The following is a 17857-nucleotide window of genomic DNA, read 5'->3' as shown; positions in this document are numbered from 1 at the left end:
ATAAAACCCCCCACCCCCCCCCGGGCCCGCGCCGCCCCGCCCCCCCCCCGGCTCTCACCCCCCCCCCGGGGTCTAAAAAAACCGCGCCCCCCCCCCAAAAGATTGCGGCGGCCCCCCTTCGATTTGAAGGTCATCCTGGTGCGGCCGAAGGGATTCGAACCCTCAAGCCCTCACGGGCCAACGGACCTAAACCGTCTGCGTCGCCTCTGCGCCACGGCCGCCTGTCCTGCTGACCATCATGTTACTGGGCCCGCGAATTGGCCGACACCTTCCTTCGGCCAAGCCGCTAGGCAGCGTGCTTCCTCGACTTCTGTTTGCAGTAGGTCGGAGTGATGGCGTGGCAGTTCGGGCAGAGCAGCCGCAGGTTGTCCGGCCGGTTGTCCGACCAGTCCCCATTGATGTGGTCCACCTCCAGCGTCATCGGGTGCCCGCGCCACTCGGGGCCGGTGCTGCAGCCCTCGCACTCTTGCGGCCTGCCGAGTTCGTTCAGCGCGCTACGGATTCGCGAGCCGGGGAGCCGCTTGGCCCCCCAGGGGCGCTGAGCGAGGAGTTGTTCGGCGGGGATTCTGGTGGGGGCATGCTTGCCGCGGCCGTGGGCCTGCCCGGTGAAGTGTGAGGTGTCGATGCCGAGTGCCTTGATGCGGCGCCCGATGTGGGCCTGGGTGCCACCGGCCTGACGCTGGTCGAGGTAGCGCACGACTCCGGCCACGCTGTGCGAGGCCACGACGGCCTCCTGGAGGAGTTCCCGGGTGTAGACGGTTCCGGGCGACGGGAAGTGGGACGTGTCGATGCCGTACGCCTTGGCCTTCCGCCGCAGGTAGGAGCGGTTGTACTGGTTGGGTTCGCGGTCGAGTGCGATCAGCATCTCGTCGAGCGTGGTTGCGGCAGCAGCGACCTCGGCCAGCACCTCCTTCGAGTACTGGCGCTGCCTGTAGGCGCGGCATCCCTCCTGGGCGAAGTGCGAGGTGTCGATGCCGTAGTGCCGGAGTCGCCGGCTCAGGTAGCTGTGCGTGCCGCCCGCCATCGGCACGCCGAGCTTTCGCATCATGTCGTTGACGTTGCTGGACTCGGCCGCGAGCGACGCGAGCAGTTCGCGGGTGTACTTGACCGGCATGGTTGTTCCCCTTCGGGCAGTGGTTCGCCCGTCCCCCGGTGTGCGAACGATCGGTGGGGGGTTTGGTTACGGGTGACGGGGTTTCGGCCAGGGGGTGACTTGTTGTCGTCGGTGGGGTGACCGGCGGGGTTGGGGGTTTGATTACCAATTGGTACAGACCTATTGACCTATGTGGTTCAGACCACATAGCTTCGGCGCCAATTGCAATCCCCCACGTGCGTGCTCCCCCACAGGCACGCGCCGACACTCTCTCCCGGAGGACCGAGTGTTGATCCGAAACACGGCGGAGCGGCGTCCCACCGCCGCACTCCGCCGCAAGAGCCCGGCTGCCCGGGCGGGCGCGATCTCGCTGGCGGCGGCCGGTCTGGCCGGTCTGCTGCTGTCGACGCTGGGCGCGGTGCCCTCGCAGGCGTCCGCGACCGTCGACAACGGGGCCTGTCGCCCCGACGGCCTGTACCAGACGCCCGGCGTGGACGTCCCGTACTGCTCGGTCTACGACACCGGCGGCCGCGAGAAGATGGGCGCGGACCACCAGCGCCGCATCATCGGCTACTTCACCGGCTGGCGCACCGGCAAGAACGGCGACCAGCCCTACCTGGTGAACGACATCCCCTGGGACAAGGTCACCCACCTCAACTACGCGTTCGGCCACGTCGGCGGTGACAACAAGCTCTCCGTCGGCACCGACGGCCCGACCAACGAGGCCACCGGGATCTCCTTCCCGGGCGTGCCCGGCGCCGAGTTGGACCCGACGCTGCCCTACAAGGGCCACTTCAATCTGCTGACGAAGTTCAAGAAGCAGTACCCGAACGTCAAGACCCTGATCTCGGTGGGCGGTTGGACCGAGACCGGCGGCTACTTCGGGGACGACGGCAAGCGCGTCAACTCCGGCGGCTTCTACTCGATGACCGTCAACCCGGACGGCAGCGTCAACCAGGCCGGCATCGACACCTTCGCCGCCTCGTCCGTCGACTTCATCCGCAAGTACGGTTTCAACGGCGTCGACGTCGACTACGAGTACCCGACCTCGATGAAGGACGCCGGAAACCCGCTGGACTGGCAGCTCGCCAACTCCAAGCGCGGCTCGCTGGCGAAGGGTTACGCGGCGCTGATGAAGACGCTGCGCGAGAACCTGGACCGGGCCGGCGCCGCCGACGGCAGGCACTACCTGCTGTCGGTCGCGGCCCCGTCGTCCGGCTACCTGCTGCGCGGCATGGAGACCTTCCAGGTGGCGCAGTACCTGGACTACGTCAACATCATGTCGTACGACCTGCACGGCGCCTGGAACAAGTACGTCGGCCCGAACGCCTCGCTGTTCGACGACGGCAAGGACGGCGAGCTGGCGGCGGCCAACGTGTACGGCACCGGCCAGTACGGCGGCATCGGCTACCTGAACGCCGACTGGTCGTACCACTACTTCCGCGGTGCGATGCCGGGCGGCCGGATCAACGTCGGCCTGCCGTACTACACCCGGGGTTTCAAGAACGTCACGGGCGGCACCAACGGCCTCTGGGGCACCGCGGCGGCGACCACCTGCCCGGTCGGCTCCGGCCTGACCTCCTGCGGTGACGGCGCGGTCGGCATCGACAACATCTGGAACGACAAGGACGACGCGGGCAAGGAGTCCCCGGCCGGGTCGAACCCGATGTGGCACGCGAAGAACCTGGAGAAGGGCATCCTGCCCGACTACCTGGCCAAGTACGGCGTGAAGGACACCGCGCTGCAGGGCACCTACGCCCGCAACTACAGCAGCAGCCTGGTGGCGCCGTGGCTGTGGAACGACGCCAAGAAGGTGTTCCTCTCCACCGAGGACGAGCAGTCGGTGGGTGCCAAGGCGGACTACATCGTCAACCAGGGCGCCGGCGGCGCGATGATCTGGGAGCTCGCGGGCGACTACAAGTGGGACGCGGGCGCCAACGGCGGCAAGGGCGAGTACGTGCCGGGTTCGACGCTGACCTCGCTGATGTACGACAAGTTCAAGGCGGCCACGCCGTACGGCGCGACCCGTTCGACGGTCCCGCTGCCGCAGCAGACCCTGCCGATCGACGTGTCGTTCACCAACTTCGCGCTGGGTGACTCGAACTACCCGATCAACCCGAAGATCCACATCGTCAACAACTCGACGACGACCCTGCCGGGCGGCACCGAGTTCCAGTTCGACTACAGCAACTCGGCTCCGGGCAACGCCAAGGACCAGTCCGGCTTCGGCCTCCAGGTCATCAGGCAGGACAACCCCGGTCCGGGCAACGTGGGCGGCCTGAAGGGCACCTACAACCGGGTGTCGGTCAAGCTGCCGGGCTGGCAGTCGCTGGCGCCGGGCGCCTCGGTGGACCTGGACTTCGTCTACTACCTGCCGGTCTCGACCCCGTCGAACTGGACGGTCAACGTGAACGGCACGCTGTACGGGCTCAAGGGCGACCTGACCCGGGGCACGGTGGACGGTGGCACGCCGACCCCGACGCCTACCCCGACCCCGACGCCTACCGCGACCGCGACCGCGACCGCTTCGCCGACGGCGACCGCCTCCCCGACGGCGACGGCCTCGCCGACCGCGACGGCCACGGCCACCGCGACCGCCACCCCGACGACGGGGGCCTGCACGGCCGCCCCGAGCTGGGACGCGGGCACCACCTACGCGGCCACCACCAAGGTGTCGTGGAAGGGCCACTACTACCAGAACAAGTGGTGGACCAAGGGCGACGACCCCGCGGCCAGCGGCTCGTGGGGCGTCTGGAGCGACCTCGGGGCCTGCTGACGGCGCCCTGAGGTGAGAGACGGCGGTGGCGGTGCACCCGGTCGGGGGGTGTGCCGCCACCGCTTCGTTCAGCGAGGTGCCAGGCGAGCGGGGTGCCGGGCGCCGGAGCACCAGGCCTTCGAGCGTCAGGCCGTCTCGACCTTGAGGTCGCGCAGCAGCTTGGCGACGTGCCCGGTGGCCTTCACGTTGTACAGCGCGCGCTCGACCTTGCCCTGCTCGTCCACGATCACGGTGGAGCGGATCACGCCGACGTAGGTGCGGCCGTAGTTCTGCTTCTCGCCGTAGGCGCCGTAGGCCTCCAGCACCTGGTGGTCCGGGTCGGACACCAGGGTGACCTTGAGGTTCTCGGCCTCGCGGAACTTGCCGAGCTTCTCCGGCTTGTCCGGGGAGACGCCGATGACGTCGTAGCCGGCGCCGGCGAGGACCTCCAGGTTGTCGGTGAAGTCGCAGGCCTGCTTGGTGCAGCCGGGGGTGAGCGCGGCCGGGTAGAAGTAGACGATGACCTTGCGGCCCAGGTGGTCGGCGAGGGACACCTGGTTGCCGTCGGCGTCGGACAGGCTGAAGGCGGGCGCGGTGTCGCCGGGCTGGAGACGCTCACTCACGGGTAAATCTCCTGTTGCTGGGGCGGGCGGTCATAGCACGGCAAACTTACCTCCGATGGTGGGTGGGGTCGCGCGGCCGTGCTCGGCAACTGACAGACTGGGTCAGTCGCACAGGACAACATCAGCAAGTGAATGGGGTGGCCCGAGTGGGCGAGGCGAGCACGAAGGACAAGTCGGCGCGGACGACCGCCCAGATCGAGGCGGACATCTCCCGGACCCGCACCCAGCTGGCGGCCACCCTGGACGAGCTGGCCGTGCGCGTCCACCCGAGCACGATCAGCGCCCAGGTGAAGGCGAAGGCCGTGGCCGCCGTCGAGGAGAAGGCCGGCCGGGCGTACGTCGCCGCCAACGGCGTGGTGGAGAAGGTGCGGGCGCAGTTCGTGGACGAGAAGGGGCAGCCGCGTACGGAGCGGATCGTTCCGGCCGCGCTGGTCGGCGTGGGCGTGCTGCTGCTGGTGGCTTCCGCCCGGAAGCGCCGCAAGGGCTGAACGGGCGCGGGGTGAGGGCCGGGCGCGGGAGGCGTCCGGCCTTCGGTGTGCCCGGGCCGGAAGGTGTGTCCGGGCCCAGGGTGTGCCCTGACCTGGGGGTGTGCCCGGCCCCGCGGGTGCCGCGGCTTCCCGCATGCCGGGCCAGCGTCACGCCGCGCGCCCGGGGGCGGTACCTTCGGGATCGTGAGTACGAACGACGAACCGACCCCGCAGGCCTCCTCCGCCGCACCCGAGTACGAGGCGGCGCGGCACGACCGGCTGGGCGAGAAGCTGCCGATCCGGATGCTGCACGACCGCGTGCTGGTGCGGATCGAGGGCAGTGAGGGTGAGCGCCGCTCGACCGGCGGCATCCTGATCCCCGCGACCGCGGAGCTGTCCAAGCGCTGCACCTGGGCGGAGGCCGTCGCGGTGGGCCAGAGCGTCCGCTCGGTGGAGCCGGGCGACCGCGTCCTGTACGACCCGGAGGACAAGCTGGAGGTCGAGGTCCGCGGCGCCACCTACGTGCTGCTGCGCGAGCGTGACCTGCACGCGGTGGCGGCGACCCGCTTCGGTGACACGGAGGGCTCGACCGGGCTCTACCTCTGAACCTCTGAGCACGGGCGTGGCGTGAGCCGGTCGGGGCGGTGCCCCGGCCGGCTCCTTGCGTCCGGCCCTGTCGGTGGTGGGCGCGCTAGGGGCCGGGCCTGTCGGTGGTGGGCGCTAGGGTCCCGGCATGACGAGGCGTGTGCCGGTGATCGGCGAGGGTGAGCGGCGGGCCCGGGTGGGGCGGCGGCAGTTGCTGGCGCCGTCGGTGCGGGTGGCGCGGGTGGAGCAGGTGGCGGACGCGCTGGTGGGGCTGCACGCGTCGGACCCGGCGACGGTGTACCTGTCGGCGTGCGCGCGGCTGGCGGAGCCGTCGGCGGCGGAGGTGGACCGGGCGCTGTACGAGGACGTCACGCTGGTGAAGCTGCTGTCGATGCGGCGGACGCTGTTCGCGGTGACGGAGGGCTTCGCGCCGCACGTGAGTTCGTCGACGGCGCGGGCGATCGCGGCGAGGGAGCGGGCGACGCTGCTCAAGCACCTTCGGGACCACGCGGACGGCTGGGACGAGGCGCGGCTCGCCGGGGCGGAGCGCGCGGTGCTGGCCGCCGTGGCCCGGCGCGGTGAGGCGACGACGAAGGAACTCGGCGACGACGTACCGGAGTTGCGCGAGACGATGCTGATGTCGGCGGGCAAGCCGTACGAGAGCCGGCAGAGCGTGGGCAGTCGGCTGCTGCGGGTGCTGGCCGCGGACGGGCACGTGCGGCGGGGCCGTCCGCGCGGGTCGTGGCTGAGCAACGTCTATCCGTGGGCGCCGGTGCCGCAGTGGCCGGACGCGCCGGTGCGGGAGGCGAAGGCGGAGGTGGTGCGGCGCTGGCTGGCCGGGTACGGCCCGGCGACCGTCGAGGACGTGAAGTGGTGGACGGGTTGGACGCTGGGGGACACCCGCCGGGCGCTGGCGGACGTGGGCGCCGAGGACGTGGAGCTGGCGGGCGGGGCGGCGGCGCTGGTGCTGCCGGGGGACGCCGGGCCGGTGGCGGAGCCGGAGCCGTGGGCGGCGCTGCTGCCGGCGCTGGATCCGACGGTGATGGGCTGGCGGGGGCGGGACTGGTACCTGCGGTCGGAGGACGTGCCGGCGCTGTTCGACCGGGCGGGCAACGCCGGGCCGACGGTGTGGTGGTGCGGCCGGGTGGTGGGCGGCTGGGCGCAGCGGCCGGACGGCGAGGTGGTGTGGCGGCTGTTCGGTGATGTGGGGGCGGAGGCCGGGGCGGCGATCGCGGCGGAGGCGGCGCGTCTGGCGGGCTGGCTGGGGGAGGTGCGGGTGACGCCGCGGTTCCGGTCGCCGTTGGAGCGGGAGTTGGCGGCGGGGTAGGTCACCGGCCGGCGGGGTGGTTCACCGCTCGGCGGGGTGGTTCAGCGGCCGGCGGGGTGGCGCGTCGGGCCGGTGAAGCGGCTCACTGGGCCGGCGGGGTGGCGCGCTGGGCCGGTGGTGTCGCGCTCGTCGCCGGGTTGGTGGTGGCGCCGGTGGTGCTGGGTGGTGTGGTCGGGTGGGTGGGCCGGGTCTGGGTGGGTCGGGGGGTGGGGCTGGACTGCTCCTGGGTGGTGGTGGGCTGGGGTGCCTGCGGGCTGGGCTGTTCCTGGGTGGTGGTGGGCTGCGGGGCGGGCGCGCTGGGGGCGTGGGTGGGGGTGTGGGTGGGGGTGTCGGGCACGGGGGTGCTGCTGGGGGGTTCCTCGCTGCTGCCGCCGCCGGTGGTGGGGGTGGTGGCGGTGGGGCTGGGGGTGGTGGTGGCGCTGCTGCTGGGGCTGAAGTCGGGGGCGGGGGTGTCGCGGCCGGTCTGGAGGTCGAACTGCTGGGTGGTGGTGCCGTCGAGGGCGGCGCTCATGTAGGCGGTCCAGATCCGGGTGGGGAAGGTGCCGCCGTTGATCCGGGCGAGTCCGGCGGTGCCGGCCAGTGGTTCCTTGGCGTGGGTCTTCGGGTTCTCGCGGAAGAGGCCGACGGTGGTGGCGAGTTCGGGGGTGTAGCCGGCGAACCAGGCGGAGAGGTTGGAGTCGGTGGTGCCGGTCTTGCCGGCGGCGGGACGGCCGAGGTCGAGGGCGGCGGCGCCGGTGCCGCGGGGGCCGATGACGTCGCGCAGGACGTCGGTGACGGTGTCGGCGTAGGGCCGGTCGATGGCGTCGACGGGGGTGTGGTCGGGCATCTTGGGGGCGTCGACGGCGCCGCCGGTGTGGACGCGTGCGAGTTTGAGGACGGACCACGGGGCGTTCGCCTGGCCGTGGTTGGCGAGGGTGGCGTAGGCGCCGGCCAGGTCGAGGGCGCTGGGGGTGGCGGTGCCGAGGGTCATCGAGGTGTTGGCCGGGTCCATGCCGCGGACGCTGTCGGGGATGCCGAGTTTGACGGCGGTGTCGCGGACGCGGGCGAGGCCGGCGTCGACGCCCTCCTGCGCGTACACGGAGTTGACGGACTTCACCATGGCGTAGCGCAGGGTGATGTTGCCGTAGTCGACGTCGTCCTCGTTGGGCGGCGCGTAGGGGGTGGGGCCGCCGGTGACGGGGCGTTCGCTGGTGCCGTCGTAGCGGGTGTCGGGGGTGATCGGCCGGCCGTCGAGGGTGTGCTGGGCGATGAGGCCGGCGGCGAGGTCGACGGGTTTGAAGGTGGAGCCGATCTGGTTGTCCTGGCGCAGGGCGTCGTTGTAGGGCTGTTTGGCGTAGTCGGGGCCGCCGTAGACGGCGACGACGCGGCCGGTGGCGGCTTCGACGGAGGCGCCGGCGACCCGGACGTCGGTGTCGGTGGCGGGGCGGCGCTGGGGGTCGAGTTCGTCGGTGAGTTCGTCCTGGACGGCCTTGTGGAAGGCGTCCTGCTTGGGCTTGTCGAAGGTGGTGGTGATGCGCCAGCCGCCGGCCTTGAGGGTGGCGGTGTCGATGATGCCGGCGGAGACGAGGTAGTCGTCGGCGACGCCGACGAGGTAGCCGGCCTGGCCGGAGAGGCCGGTGGCGGGCTGGGGGTCGATCGGTTCGGGGAAGGTGGTGGCGGTGCGTTCGGCGTCGGTGAGGAAGCCGAGTTGGACCATGCCGTCGAGGGTGTAGTGCCAGCGGGCGATGGCCTTCTCGCGGTTGGCGGGGGTGGCGGTCTTGACGTCGTAGCTGCTGGGGGCCTGGAGGAGGGAGGCGAGGTAGGCGCCCTGGGCGAGGGTGAGTGCGGAGACGTCGACGCCGTAGTAGGCGTGGGCGGCGCTCTGGATGCCGTAGGCGCCGCGGCCGAAGTAGCTGCTGTTGAGGTAGCCGGCGAGGATCTCGGGCTTGTCGCGTTGCTGGTCGACCTTGAGGGCGATGAAGAGTTCGCGGCCCTTGCGTTCGATGGTCTTGTCCTGCGTCAGGTAGTAGTTCTTGACGTACTGCTGGGTGATGGTGGAGCCGCCTTGGGTGCCCTTGCCGGTGAGGGTGTTCCAGCCGGCCCGGAGCATGCCTTTGAGGTCGATGCCGCGGTTGCGGTAGAAGGTGCGGTCCTCGGCGGAGACGACGGCGTGCTGGGTTTGCGGGGGGATCTGGTCGATGGTGACGTCGGTGCGGTTGACGGCGCCGGTGCGGGCGATCTCGGTGGTGTCGTCGGCGTAGAGGTAGATGTTGTTCTGGGCGACGGCGTGGGCGTTGGGGTCGGGCACCGGGACGATGACGTAGAGCACGGCGAAGGCGCCGGCGGTGAGCAGGAGCGCGGCGGTGAGGGCGCCGAGCGTGATGCGCCAGGTGGGCAGGAGCCGGCGCCAGCGGGGGAGGGCTCGGCGGGCCGCGCGGCGGGCGGCTCGTTTGGCCTGGCGTCGGGTGCTCAAGGTCATGCCGCGATTATGTGCTATTTGATGGCCGATCAGGGGGTGGTCGGGGGGTTGGCGTGCTCGGGGAAATCGGGTGCGGCGGCTGGTCCTCGGCGCTACGGTGAAAGGTGCAAACCAGGTAGCGCCTCACGTGGCGCACTCGCATAGCGCACCCGCACAGCGCACCCAGTTCCGTCAGCTCCGCGCGTTCGGCCCGGTACCCCCGGGTTCGGCCGGTCGGAGCCGCTGGGGTGTGCGCGGACGTCGGCGGGCATCCGTCTGCCCGTATTTGTCGACAAGGAGACAATATGCTGAATCTCGCACCCGCGGAGACGCGGACCGCACGCCCTCCTGATCCCACCGGACCCCTGCCCGTCCTCGGGCTCTACGCGGCCGTCGCCCGCGGCGCCTTCCGCCGCTATTCCACCTACCGGGCCGCCACCCTGGCCGGCACCTTCACCAACACCGTCTTCGGCATCATCCTGGCCTCCTCCTTCCTCGCCCTCTGGCAGGCCCGCCCCAGCCTCGGCGGCTACGACCAGAGCCAGGCCGTCACCTACATCTGGGTCAGCCAGGCCCTGCTGGTCACCGTCGCGGTGTGGGGCGGCGGCTTCCAGGACGACCTCCAGGACCGCTTCCGCAGCGGGGACATCGCCGTCGACCTCTACCGCCCGGTCGACTTCCAGGGCTGGTGGCTGGCCACCGACCTCGGCCGGGCCGCCTTCCAACTGCTGGTCCGCGGCACCGTGCCGCTGCTCGTCGGCGCCCTGGTGTTCCGCACCCGGATGCCCGAGCAGCCGCTGACCTGGGCGGTCTTCCTGCTCTCGGTGCTGCTCGCGCTGGTGGTCAGCTTCGGGCTGCGCTTCCTGGCCTCGATCACCGGCTTCTGGCTGCACGACTCGGACGGGGTGCGCTCGGTGATGCTGGTGGTCTCGATGTTCTTCTCAGGGATGCTGCTGCCGATCGTGCTCTTCCCCGGCCTGCTCGGCGACCTCGCCGCGGTGCTGCCCTGGGCGGCGCTGGTGAAGGTGCCGACCGACGTCTTCCTGGAGCGCTCGACCGGCGCCGACCTGCTCGGCGCGCTCGGCTTCCAGCTCGCCTGGGCCGTCGCCCTGCTCGCCGCGGGCCGGGGCGCCCAGTGGCTGGCGACCCGCAAGGTGGTGGTGCAGGGTGGCTGAGCCGATCGTGCCCCGCACCGCGTGGGCGGTCCGCTCCTGGTGGCTGTGCGCCCGGATGTGGATGCGCTCGATGATGGCCTACCGGGCCTCCTTCGCCCTGAACCTGGTGGCCAGCCTCGCCACGCACTCGCTGGACTTCGTCGTCCTGGTGCTGATGTTCCGGCACACCGACCAGCTGGGCGGCTGGCGCCTGCCGGAGATCGCGTTCCTCTACGGCACCGCGACCTTCGCCCTCGGCGTGGCCAACCTGCTGGTCGGCTCGGTCGAGGGCCTCGGCGTGCGGATCGTCAACGGATCGCTGGACACCATGCTGATCCGGCCGGCGCCCGCGCTCGCCCAACTGTGCGCCGAACGCTTCTCGCTGCGCCGGCTCGGCCGCCCGATCCAGGCCCTGGCCGTGCTCGCCTGGTCACTGGCCACCCTGGACGTGCACTGGACCTGGGACCGCGTGCTGCTGGTGCCCGCCCTGCTGGTCTGCGGCAGCGTCATCTTCGGCGCGATCTACGTCGGCGGCGCGACCGTGCAGTTCTGGTGGGGCGAGTCCAAGGAGATCCAGAACTCCTTCACCTACGGCGGCGCGACCCTGCTGCACTACCCGCCGACCATCTTCGCCAAGGAACTGGTGGCCGGCGTGGTCTTCGGCGTCCCGCTGGCCTTCGTCAACTGGCTGCCCGCCCTGCACATCCTCGGCCGGCCCGACCCGCTCGGCCTGCCCACCGCCTTCCAGTACGCCTCCCCGCTCGCCGCCGCGCTCTGCGTCGCCGCCGCCGGGCTCGCCTGGCGGGCCGGACTGCGCGCCTACCGCGGCACCGGCAGCTGAACCTACCGGGGCACCGGTAGCTGAACCCCCCTCCTACGCAAGGAACCCCCATGGCACTGATCGAACTCGAGGACGTCCGCCGCACCTTCACCGTGCGGGCCCGCACCGGCCGCTTCAGCCGGGTCAAGCGCGAGGTGCGCGCGGTGGATGGGCTGAGCTTCACCGTCGAGGCCGGCGAGTGCGTCGGCTACATCGGCCCCAACGGCGCCGGCAAGTCCACCACCATCAAGATGCTCACCGGCATCCTCGTGCCCAGCGGCGGGCGGCTGCGCGTCGCCGGAGTGGACCCGGCCCGCGAACGCGTCGCGCTGGCCCGCCGGATCGGCGTCGTCTTCGGCCAGCGCACCACGCTCTGGTGGGACCTCCCGCTGTGCGACTCCTTCGAACTCGCCCGCCGGATCTACCGCATCCCCGACCGCCGATATCGCGAGAACCTCGCCCGCTGCGTCGAACTGCTCGACCTGGAAGGGCTGCTGGACACCCCCGTCCGCCAGCTCTCGCTCGGCCAGCGGATGCGCGGCGACCTCGCGGCGGCGCTGCTGCACGACCCGCAGGTGCTCTACCTGGACGAGCCGACCATCGGCCTGGACGTGGTCAGCAAGGGGAAGGTGCGCGAGTTCCTGCGCGAGGTGAACCGGGACCGGGGCACCACCGTGCTGCTCACCACGCACGACCTGACCGACATCGAGCAGCTCTGCGGCCGGGTGATGGTGATCGACCACGGCCGGGTCGTCTACGACGGCGGGCTGGACGGCCTGCACGCCACCGGGCGCAGCGAGCGCACCCTGGTGGTCGACCTGGCCGAGGCCCGGCCCGCGATCGAGGTGGCCGGCGCCCGGGTGGTGAAGGTCGAGGGGCCCCGGCAGTGGCTGGCCTTCCCGGCGCAGCAGAGCGCCGCGCCGATCGTGGCGGCGGTGGCCGCGCGCTATCCGCTGGTGGACCTGTCGGTGCGCGAGCCGGCGATCGAGGACGTGATCGCGCGGATGTACACGGAGGTGGCGATCGGCTGACCCTCCCGAACGCTGAACGTGTGTCCGGTCGCTGTCACCCGTCCGGGGAGGGCACGTGACTCCCCGGCGGGCAGCCGAGTTGACGTTGCATCGCTCGGCGAACAGCACACCGGAGGGCAGCGCTTCTCGATGACCGGACCCGATGTGACCGTGGTGGTCGCGGTCTACAACACCATGCCCTACCTCACCGCCTGCCTGGACTCGCTGGTCGGGCAGACCCTGGCGCCCGGGCGGCTGGAGGTGGTGGTCGTCGACGACGGCTCCACGGACGGCGGCGAGGCCGTCCTGGACGACTACGCCGCCCGCCACCCAGGGCTGTTCCGGGTGGTGCACCAGCCCAACTCGGGCGGCCCGGCGGCCCCCACCAACCGGGGCCTGGCACTGGCCCGCGGCCGCTACGTGCTGTTCCTCGGCGCGGACGACTGGCTCGGCGCCGAGGCGCTGGAGCGGCTGGTCACGGCGGCCGACGCCTGGGGTTCGGACGTGCTGGTGCCCAAGCAGGTCGGGGTGAACGGGCGGCTGGTGCCGCAGGGGATCTTCCACGCCAACGCCGAGTCCGTCGGCTTCACCGACTCGGCGCTGGCCTGGGCGCTGTCCGACACCAAGCTGTTCCGGATGGACCTCGTCCGGCGCCACGGGCTGCGCCGCGACGAGGAGTTGAAGGTCTTCTCGGACCAGCCGTTCACCCTGGAGGCCTGCCTGCGGGCGGGCCGGGTGTCCGTCCTCGCCGACTACGACTGCTACTTCCTGGTGCTGCGCCAGGACTTGGGCAACGTCACCCAGCGGGCCGGGGTGCTGGACCGGCTGCGCGGGATCGCGGCGTTGCAGCAGGTCGCCGCCGATCTGGCCGCGCCCGGCGGGGAGTTGGACGCGATCCGGGCCCGCAGTTTCGCGTGGGACGTGCCGCGGCTGCTCCAGGACGACTTCCTGCTGCTCGACGGCACCGTGCAGGAGCAGGTCTGCGCCGAGGTCGGCCGGCTGATCGAGCGCTTCGGCGCCCGCGCGGTCTACCAGCGGCTGCCCGTCGCCGAGCGGCTGCGGCTCGAACTCGCCGCCGCCGTCCGGCCGGAGGCGCTGCGGGACCTGATCCGGTACGAGGCCGCGCACGGCGACCCGCCGGTGGTCGTCGACGGGCGGCGGCACTACGCGGGCTACCCGGCGTTCCGGGACGCCCGGCTGGGCCTGCCGGACGAGCTGTTCCTGCTGGGCGAGGAGCCGGTGCGGCTGCCGGTGGAGGTTCCGTCGCTCAACCTGGCCCAGCAGGTGTGGCGCGGCGCCGTGCCGGCCCAGTTGCGGCGCGGGCTGCGGCGCTACCCGGTGTGGCGCCGGCTCGCCAACACGGTGAACGGGGGCCGGGGGTGAGCGGGGGGCCCGGAGGCCGGGGATCCCGGAGGCTGGGCGCCCCGGAGGAGAGGGGACGCGGGGATGAGCAGGGTGCGGGGATGAACGGGACGCGAGGATGAACGGGGTGCGGGGATGAGCGGGGCGATGGACGTCTGCGTGGTCGGGCTGGGCAAGCTGGGCCTGCCGCTGGCCGTGCAGTTCGCGTTGAAGGGGCACCGGGTGACGGGGGCGGACATCGCCCCCGGGGTCGTCCGCAGCGTCAACCAGGGCGTGCCGCCGTTCCCCCGGGAGGCGGGTTTGGACGAGGCGCTGAAGCGGGTGGTCGTCGAAGGGCGGCTGCGGGCCACCACCGACACCACGGCCGCCGTCGCCGCCGCCGAGGCCGTGGTGCTGGTCGTCCCGCTGGTCACCGCCGCCGACGGCACCCCGGACTTCGGCCTGCTCGACGCGGCCACCGACGCCGTCGCCGCCGGGCTGCGCCGGGGCACCCTGGTCAGCTACGAGACCACCCTGCCGGTCGGCGTCACCCGGGGCCGCTGGGCGCCCCGGCTGGCGGCCGGCTCCGGGCTGGCCGCCGGGGCGGACTTCGCGCTGGTGTTCAGCCCGGAGCGGGTCCGCACCGGGCGGGTCTTCGCCGACCTGCGGCGCTACCCCAAGCTGGTCGGCGGCGTGGACGCCGCCTCGACCCGGCGCGGCGCCGAGTTCTACCGGGCCGCGCTGGACTTCGACCCGCGCCCCGACCTGCCCCGGCCCAACGGCGTCTGGGAGCTGGCCTCGGTGGAGGCGGCGGAGTTCGCCAAGCTCGCCGAGACCACCTACCGGGACGTCAACATCGCGCTCGCCAACCAGTTCGCCCGGTACGCCGACCGGGTCGGGGTGGACTTCGCGGAGATCGCCGAGGCGTGCAACTCGCAGCCGTACAGCCACCTGCACCGGCCCGGCATCGCGGTCGGCGGGCACTGCATCCCGGTGTACCCGCGGCTGTACCTGTGGAACGACCCGGGTGCGACGGTCGTGCGGGCCGCCCGGGAGGCCAACCTGGAGATGCCCGGGTACGCGGTCGGGGTGCTGGACGGCGCGCTGGCGGGCGGGATCGCCGGGCAGGGCGTGCTGGTGCTCGGGGCGGCGTACCGGGGCGGGGTCAAGGAGACGGCGTACTCGGGGGTGTTCCCGCTGGTCGAGGCGGTGCGGGCGGCGGGGGCGCGGCCGTACGTCAGCGATCCGCTGTACGGGGGCGGGGAACTGGCGGCGCTCGGGCTGCCTCCGTACGAGGGGGAGCCGGTGGTGGCGGCGGTGCTCCAGGCGGACCACCCGGAGTACCGGGGGCTGGCGCCGGAGGACCTGCCGGGGGTGCGGGTGCTGCTGGACGGGCGGCGGTGCACGGATCCGGCGGTGTGGGCGGTCGAGGGGGTGCGGCGGATCGTGCTGGGCGGGGCGTGACCATGTTGGGCGGGGCCTGAGGGGTGAGGGTTCAGGCTCTGGCGGGCGTGCGGCTCGCCGCGTCGGCGGGCACGGCGTACCGCACGCGGCGTGAGTGGGCGGGCACAGGGCGTGCGCCTGGCTGCGCGCGAGGCGTGCCCGGGCGCGCAACCAGGCGCGTGATCGCGGGGCGCGCTCTCACCCGCGCCGGGCAGCGGGCAGACTGGCGGGGTGAGTGACGAAGCCTTCAGCGGTACGGGCCCCGGGGTCCGGTTCACCGCCGCCGACGAGCAGAAGAGACATGGCGTCCGCCGGATGAAGACCATCGCGACCGGCCTGCTGGCCTTCGCGAGCCTGGTCTTCGCCCTCGCCACCTGGGCCAAGGCGGCCGGCGCCGGCTCCTGGGCCGGGTACGTGGCGGCGGCCGCCGAGGCGGGCATGGTCGGCGCGCTGGCCGACTGGTTCGCGGTGACGGCGCTGTTCCGCCGCCCGTTGGGCCTGCCGATCCCGCACACCGCGATCATCCCGACCAAGAAGGACGCCTTCGGGCGCTCGCTCGGCGACTTCGTCGGCGACAACTTCCTCTCCGGTCACGTGGTGCGCGGCCGCCTCGCGTCGCTGGGCATCGCCCGGCGGCTGGGGGAGTGGCTGGCCGCGCCGGGCAGCGCCGAGCGGGTCACCAAGGAGGCCTCGGCGGCGCTGCGCGGGGTGCTCGCGGTGCTCCGGGACGACGACGTGCAGGCGGTCGTCGCCGAGGCGGTGACCAGGCGGGCGGCGGCCACCTCGGTGGCCGAGCCGATGGGCCGGATGCTGGGCAAGGTGGTCGCGGACGGCGGGCACCACGGCGTGGTCGACCTGGTGGCCGTCCGGGCGCACGGCTGGCTGACGGCCAACCACGAGGAGGTGGTCCAGCGGGTCACCCAGAAGACCCCGGGCTGGACGCCCAAGTTCCTCGACAACCAGGTCGGCGAGCGGGTCTACAAGGAGCTGATGCGGTTCGTCACCGACATCCGGGACGACCCGGACCACCCGGCCCGCGGCGCCATCGACAACTTCCTCGCCGACTTCGCGACCGAACTGCAGACCGACCCGGAGACCATCGCCCGGGTGGAGCGGGCCAAGGTGGAGCTGCTGGCCCGGCCCGAGGTGCAGGACCTGATCGCCTCCACCTGGGCGGCCGTCCGCACCCTGGTGGTGAACGCGGCCGAGGACGAGGACAGCGAACTGCGCCGGCGTATCCGCGAGGGCGTGAGCAGCTTCGGCGCGCGCCTGGCGACCGACGCCAAGCTCCAGGCCAAGGTGGACGGCTGGCTCCAGGACGCCGCCCAGTACCTGGTCGACACCTACCGCGCCGAGATCACCTCGCTGATCTCCGAGACGGTGGCGGGCTGGGACGCCGACGACGCCTCCCGCAAGATCGAGGCCAACGTGGGCCGCGACCTGCAGTTCATCCGGATCAACGGCACCGTGGTCGGCGCCATGGCCGGGCTGCTCATCCACACCGTCGCGACCGCTCTCGGAGGCTGACCCCGGGGCGGCCTATCCTTGCCAGCACCTGTCGGTACGCGCGTAGAGGAAGTAGGGAACCACCGTGGTCCAGCCGGACGGAAGTCGGATCGGAAACCCCAGTGGCCAGGGGGGCATCGAGGCGTTCATCGCCGGGATGCCCAAGGCGGAGCTGCACGTCCACCACGTGGGCTCGGCCTCGCCGCGCGTCGTCGCCGAGCTGGCGGCCCGCCACCGCGGCCGCTCGAAGGTGCCGGTCGACCCGGCGGCGCTCGCCGAGTACTTCACCTTCACCGACTTCGCGCACTTCATCGACGTCTACCTGAGCGTCGTGGACCTGATCCGCGACGCCGAGGACGTCCGCGCGCTCACCTACGGCGTGGCCGAGGACATGGCGCGCCAGAACATCCGGTACGCCGAACTGACCATCACCCCGTACTCCTCGGTCAAGCGGGGCATCCCGGACGTCGCCTTCATGGAGGCGATCGAGGACGCCCGGCTGCGCGCCGAGAAGGAGCTCGGGGTCGTGCTGCGCTGGTGCTTCGACATCCCCGGCGAGGCCGGCCTGGAGGCCGCCGAGGAGACCGCCCGGCTCGCCGTCGACCTGGCCCCCGAGGGCCTGGTCAGCTTCGGCCTCGGCGGCCCGGAGATCGGCGTGCCGCGCCCGCAGTTCAAGCCCTACTTCGACCGGGCGCGGGCGGCCGGCCTGCGCAGCGTCCCGCACGCGGGCGAGACCACCGGGCCGGAGACGGTCTGGGACGCGATCCGGGTGCTCGGCGCCGAGCGCATCGGGCACGGCACGCAGTCGGTGAAGGACCCGGCGCTGCTGGACCACCTGGGCGAGCACCGGATCCCGCTGGAGGTCTGCCCGACCTCCAACATCGCCACCCGGGCGGTGGAGCGGATCGAGGAGCACCCGATCAAGCGGATGGTGGACGCCGGGCTGCTGGTCACCATCAACAGCGACGACCCGCCGATGTTCGGCACCGACCTCAACGCCGAGTACGCCGTCGCGGCGCGGCTGCTGGGCCTGGACGAGTCCGGGGTGGCGGCGCTGGCGCGCAACGCGGTCGAGGCGTCCTTCCTGGACGTGGCGGGCAAGGCGCGGCTGGCGGGCGAGATCGACGCGTACCTGGCGGGCTGGAAGGCCTGATTCCCGGCGTCCGCCCTGGTGGACGCCCTGTGAAGTGCCCCGTGAACCCGCGCCCCGCGCGGCGCGCGGGGGGGGGGGGGGTGTGTGGCGGCCTCGCAGTGTGTGGCACTGTGTGGCTCTCTGTGTCTCTCTATGTCGCCCGC

General features: G+C 72.4%; 14 protein-coding genes and 1 tRNA gene. 11 read left to right on the top strand and 4 right to left on the bottom strand.

The annotated features are described in order from the left end of the window. Positions 1 to 136 precede the first annotated feature (136 nt). Both ACFV6I_RS05590 and ACFV6I_RS05585 read right to left on the bottom strand, forming a co-directional pair. Positions 137 to 221, bottom strand: a tRNA-Leu gene (locus ACFV6I_RS05590). Between the two features lie 65 nt (positions 222 to 286). Next, entirely contained in the window at positions 287 to 1114 is an 828-nt protein-coding gene (locus ACFV6I_RS05585; RefSeq protein WP_063349224.1) for an HNH endonuclease, read from the bottom strand. Between the two features lie 265 nt (positions 1115 to 1379). Between ACFV6I_RS05585 and ACFV6I_RS05580 the strand changes: the two genes are divergently transcribed. Continuing rightward, entirely contained in the window at positions 1380 to 3869 is a 2490-nt protein-coding gene (locus ACFV6I_RS05580) for a chitinase C-terminal domain-containing protein (RefSeq protein ID WP_380335140.1), read from the top strand. Between the two features lie 125 nt (positions 3870 to 3994). Here the strand turns inward: ACFV6I_RS05580 and bcp are convergent, their stop codons facing one another. Next, positions 3995 to 4471: a thioredoxin-dependent thiol peroxidase gene (gene bcp / locus ACFV6I_RS05575; RefSeq protein ID WP_063349225.1), complete on the bottom strand. Its 477-nt coding sequence runs from the start codon at positions 4469 to 4471 to the stop codon at positions 3995 to 3997. A 146-nt stretch (positions 4472 to 4617) separates the two neighbouring features. Between bcp and ACFV6I_RS05570 the strand changes: the two genes are divergently transcribed. The 3 genes from ACFV6I_RS05570 (at position 4618) to ACFV6I_RS05560 (ending at position 6850) form a co-directional block, all read left to right on the top strand. Further along, positions 4618 to 4959 (top strand): DUF3618 domain-containing protein, encoded by a 342-nt coding sequence (locus ACFV6I_RS05570; RefSeq protein ID WP_063349226.1) that lies wholly within the window; start codon positions 4618 to 4620, stop codon positions 4957 to 4959. Between the two features lie 282 nt (positions 4960 to 5241). Continuing rightward, positions 5242 to 5544, top strand: coding sequence for a co-chaperone GroES (locus ACFV6I_RS05565; protein ID WP_079136310.1), 303 nt, complete (start codon positions 5242 to 5244; stop codon positions 5542 to 5544). A 127-nt stretch (positions 5545 to 5671) separates the two neighbouring features. Next, the gene (locus ACFV6I_RS05560) at positions 5672 to 6850 is read left to right on the top strand and encodes a winged helix DNA-binding domain-containing protein (protein ID WP_380335137.1); all 1179 of its coding nucleotides are present in this window, start codon (positions 5672 to 5674) and stop codon (positions 6848 to 6850) included. 82 nt (positions 6851 to 6932) lie between these two features. On the opposite strand, the gene ACFV6I_RS05555 is transcribed toward ACFV6I_RS05560, so the two are convergent. Next, positions 6933 to 9308: a transglycosylase domain-containing protein gene (locus tag ACFV6I_RS05555; protein ID WP_380335134.1), complete on the bottom strand. Its 2376-nt coding sequence runs from the start codon at positions 9306 to 9308 to the stop codon at positions 6933 to 6935. Positions 9309 to 9592: 284 nt separating this feature from the next. Here ACFV6I_RS05555 and ACFV6I_RS05550 point away from each other — a divergent pair, with 284 nt between their 5' ends. The 7 genes from ACFV6I_RS05550 to ACFV6I_RS05520 all read left to right on the top strand — a co-directional run bounded on the left by ACFV6I_RS05550 (position 9593) and on the right by ACFV6I_RS05520 (position 17714). After that, positions 9593 to 10462 carry an ABC transporter permease gene (locus ACFV6I_RS05550; protein WP_380335131.1) on the top strand — a complete coding sequence of 290 codons (870 nt, stop codon included), beginning with the start codon at positions 9593 to 9595 and terminating at the stop codon, positions 10460 to 10462. Beyond that, positions 10455 to 11282, top strand: coding sequence for an ABC transporter permease (locus ACFV6I_RS05545; RefSeq protein ID WP_380335128.1), 828 nt, complete (start codon positions 10455 to 10457; stop codon positions 11280 to 11282). The genes ACFV6I_RS05550 and ACFV6I_RS05545 overlap by 8 nt, the downstream gene beginning before the upstream one ends. Positions 11283 to 11332: 50 nt before the next feature. Next, on the top strand, positions 11333 to 12292 hold the full coding sequence (locus tag ACFV6I_RS05540; protein ID WP_063349230.1) for an ATP-binding cassette domain-containing protein: 960 nt from the start codon (positions 11333 to 11335) through the stop codon (positions 12290 to 12292). A gap of 129 nt (positions 12293 to 12421) precedes the next feature. Continuing rightward, positions 12422 to 13654 carry a glycosyltransferase family 2 protein gene (locus tag ACFV6I_RS05535; RefSeq protein ID WP_380335125.1) on the top strand — a complete coding sequence of 411 codons (1233 nt, stop codon included), beginning with the start codon at positions 12422 to 12424 and terminating at the stop codon, positions 13652 to 13654. A 126-nt stretch (positions 13655 to 13780) separates the two neighbouring features. Beyond that, positions 13781 to 15076, top strand: a complete 1296-nt coding sequence (locus tag ACFV6I_RS05530) for a nucleotide sugar dehydrogenase (protein ID WP_380335236.1) — start codon at positions 13781 to 13783, stop codon at positions 15074 to 15076. 210 nt (positions 15077 to 15286) lie between these two features. Continuing rightward, positions 15287 to 16582 carry a DUF445 domain-containing protein gene (locus tag ACFV6I_RS05525; protein ID WP_063349233.1) on the top strand — a complete coding sequence of 432 codons (1296 nt, stop codon included), beginning with the start codon at positions 15287 to 15289 and terminating at the stop codon, positions 16580 to 16582. 64 nt (positions 16583 to 16646) lie between these two features. Further along, the gene (locus ACFV6I_RS05520) at positions 16647 to 17714 is read left to right on the top strand and encodes an adenosine deaminase (protein WP_380335122.1); all 1068 of its coding nucleotides are present in this window, start codon (positions 16647 to 16649) and stop codon (positions 17712 to 17714) included. Positions 17715 to 17857: the final 143 nt, after the last annotated feature.

Origin of the sequence: Kitasatospora sp. NPDC059803 (assembly GCF_042732255.1) — a bacterium.
Taxonomy (GTDB): domain Bacteria; phylum Actinomycetota; class Actinomycetes; order Streptomycetales; family Streptomycetaceae; genus Kitasatospora.
The sequence above is the reverse complement of the archived record's forward strand: the minus strand, read 5'-3'. Positions and strand labels throughout refer to the sequence as shown.

Excerpts from the sequence above, each read along its gene's own strand:
- ACFV6I_RS05585 (WP_063349224.1), bottom strand. The coding sequence starts at position 1,114 with ATGCCGGTCAAGTACACCCGCGAACTGCTCGCGTCGCTCGCGGCCGAG.
- ACFV6I_RS05565 (WP_079136310.1), top strand. The coding sequence starts at position 5,242 with ATGCTGCACGACCGCGTGCTGGTGCGGATCGAGGGCAGTGAGGGTGAG.
- ACFV6I_RS05560 (WP_380335137.1), top strand. The coding sequence starts at position 5,672 with ATGACGAGGCGTGTGCCGGTGATCGGCGAGGGTGAGCGGCGGGCCCGG.
- ACFV6I_RS05555 (WP_380335134.1), bottom strand. The coding sequence starts at position 9,308 with ATGACCTTGAGCACCCGACGCCAGGCCAAACGAGCCGCCCGCCGCGCG.
- ACFV6I_RS05550 (WP_380335131.1), top strand. The coding sequence starts at position 9,593 with ATGCTGAATCTCGCACCCGCGGAGACGCGGACCGCACGCCCTCCTGAT.
- ACFV6I_RS05540 (WP_063349230.1), top strand. The coding sequence starts at position 11,333 with ATGGCACTGATCGAACTCGAGGACGTCCGCCGCACCTTCACCGTGCGG.
- ACFV6I_RS05535 (WP_380335125.1), top strand. The coding sequence starts at position 12,422 with ATGACCGGACCCGATGTGACCGTGGTGGTCGCGGTCTACAACACCATG.
- ACFV6I_RS05530 (WP_380335236.1), top strand. The coding sequence starts at position 13,781 with ATGGACGTCTGCGTGGTCGGGCTGGGCAAGCTGGGCCTGCCGCTGGCC.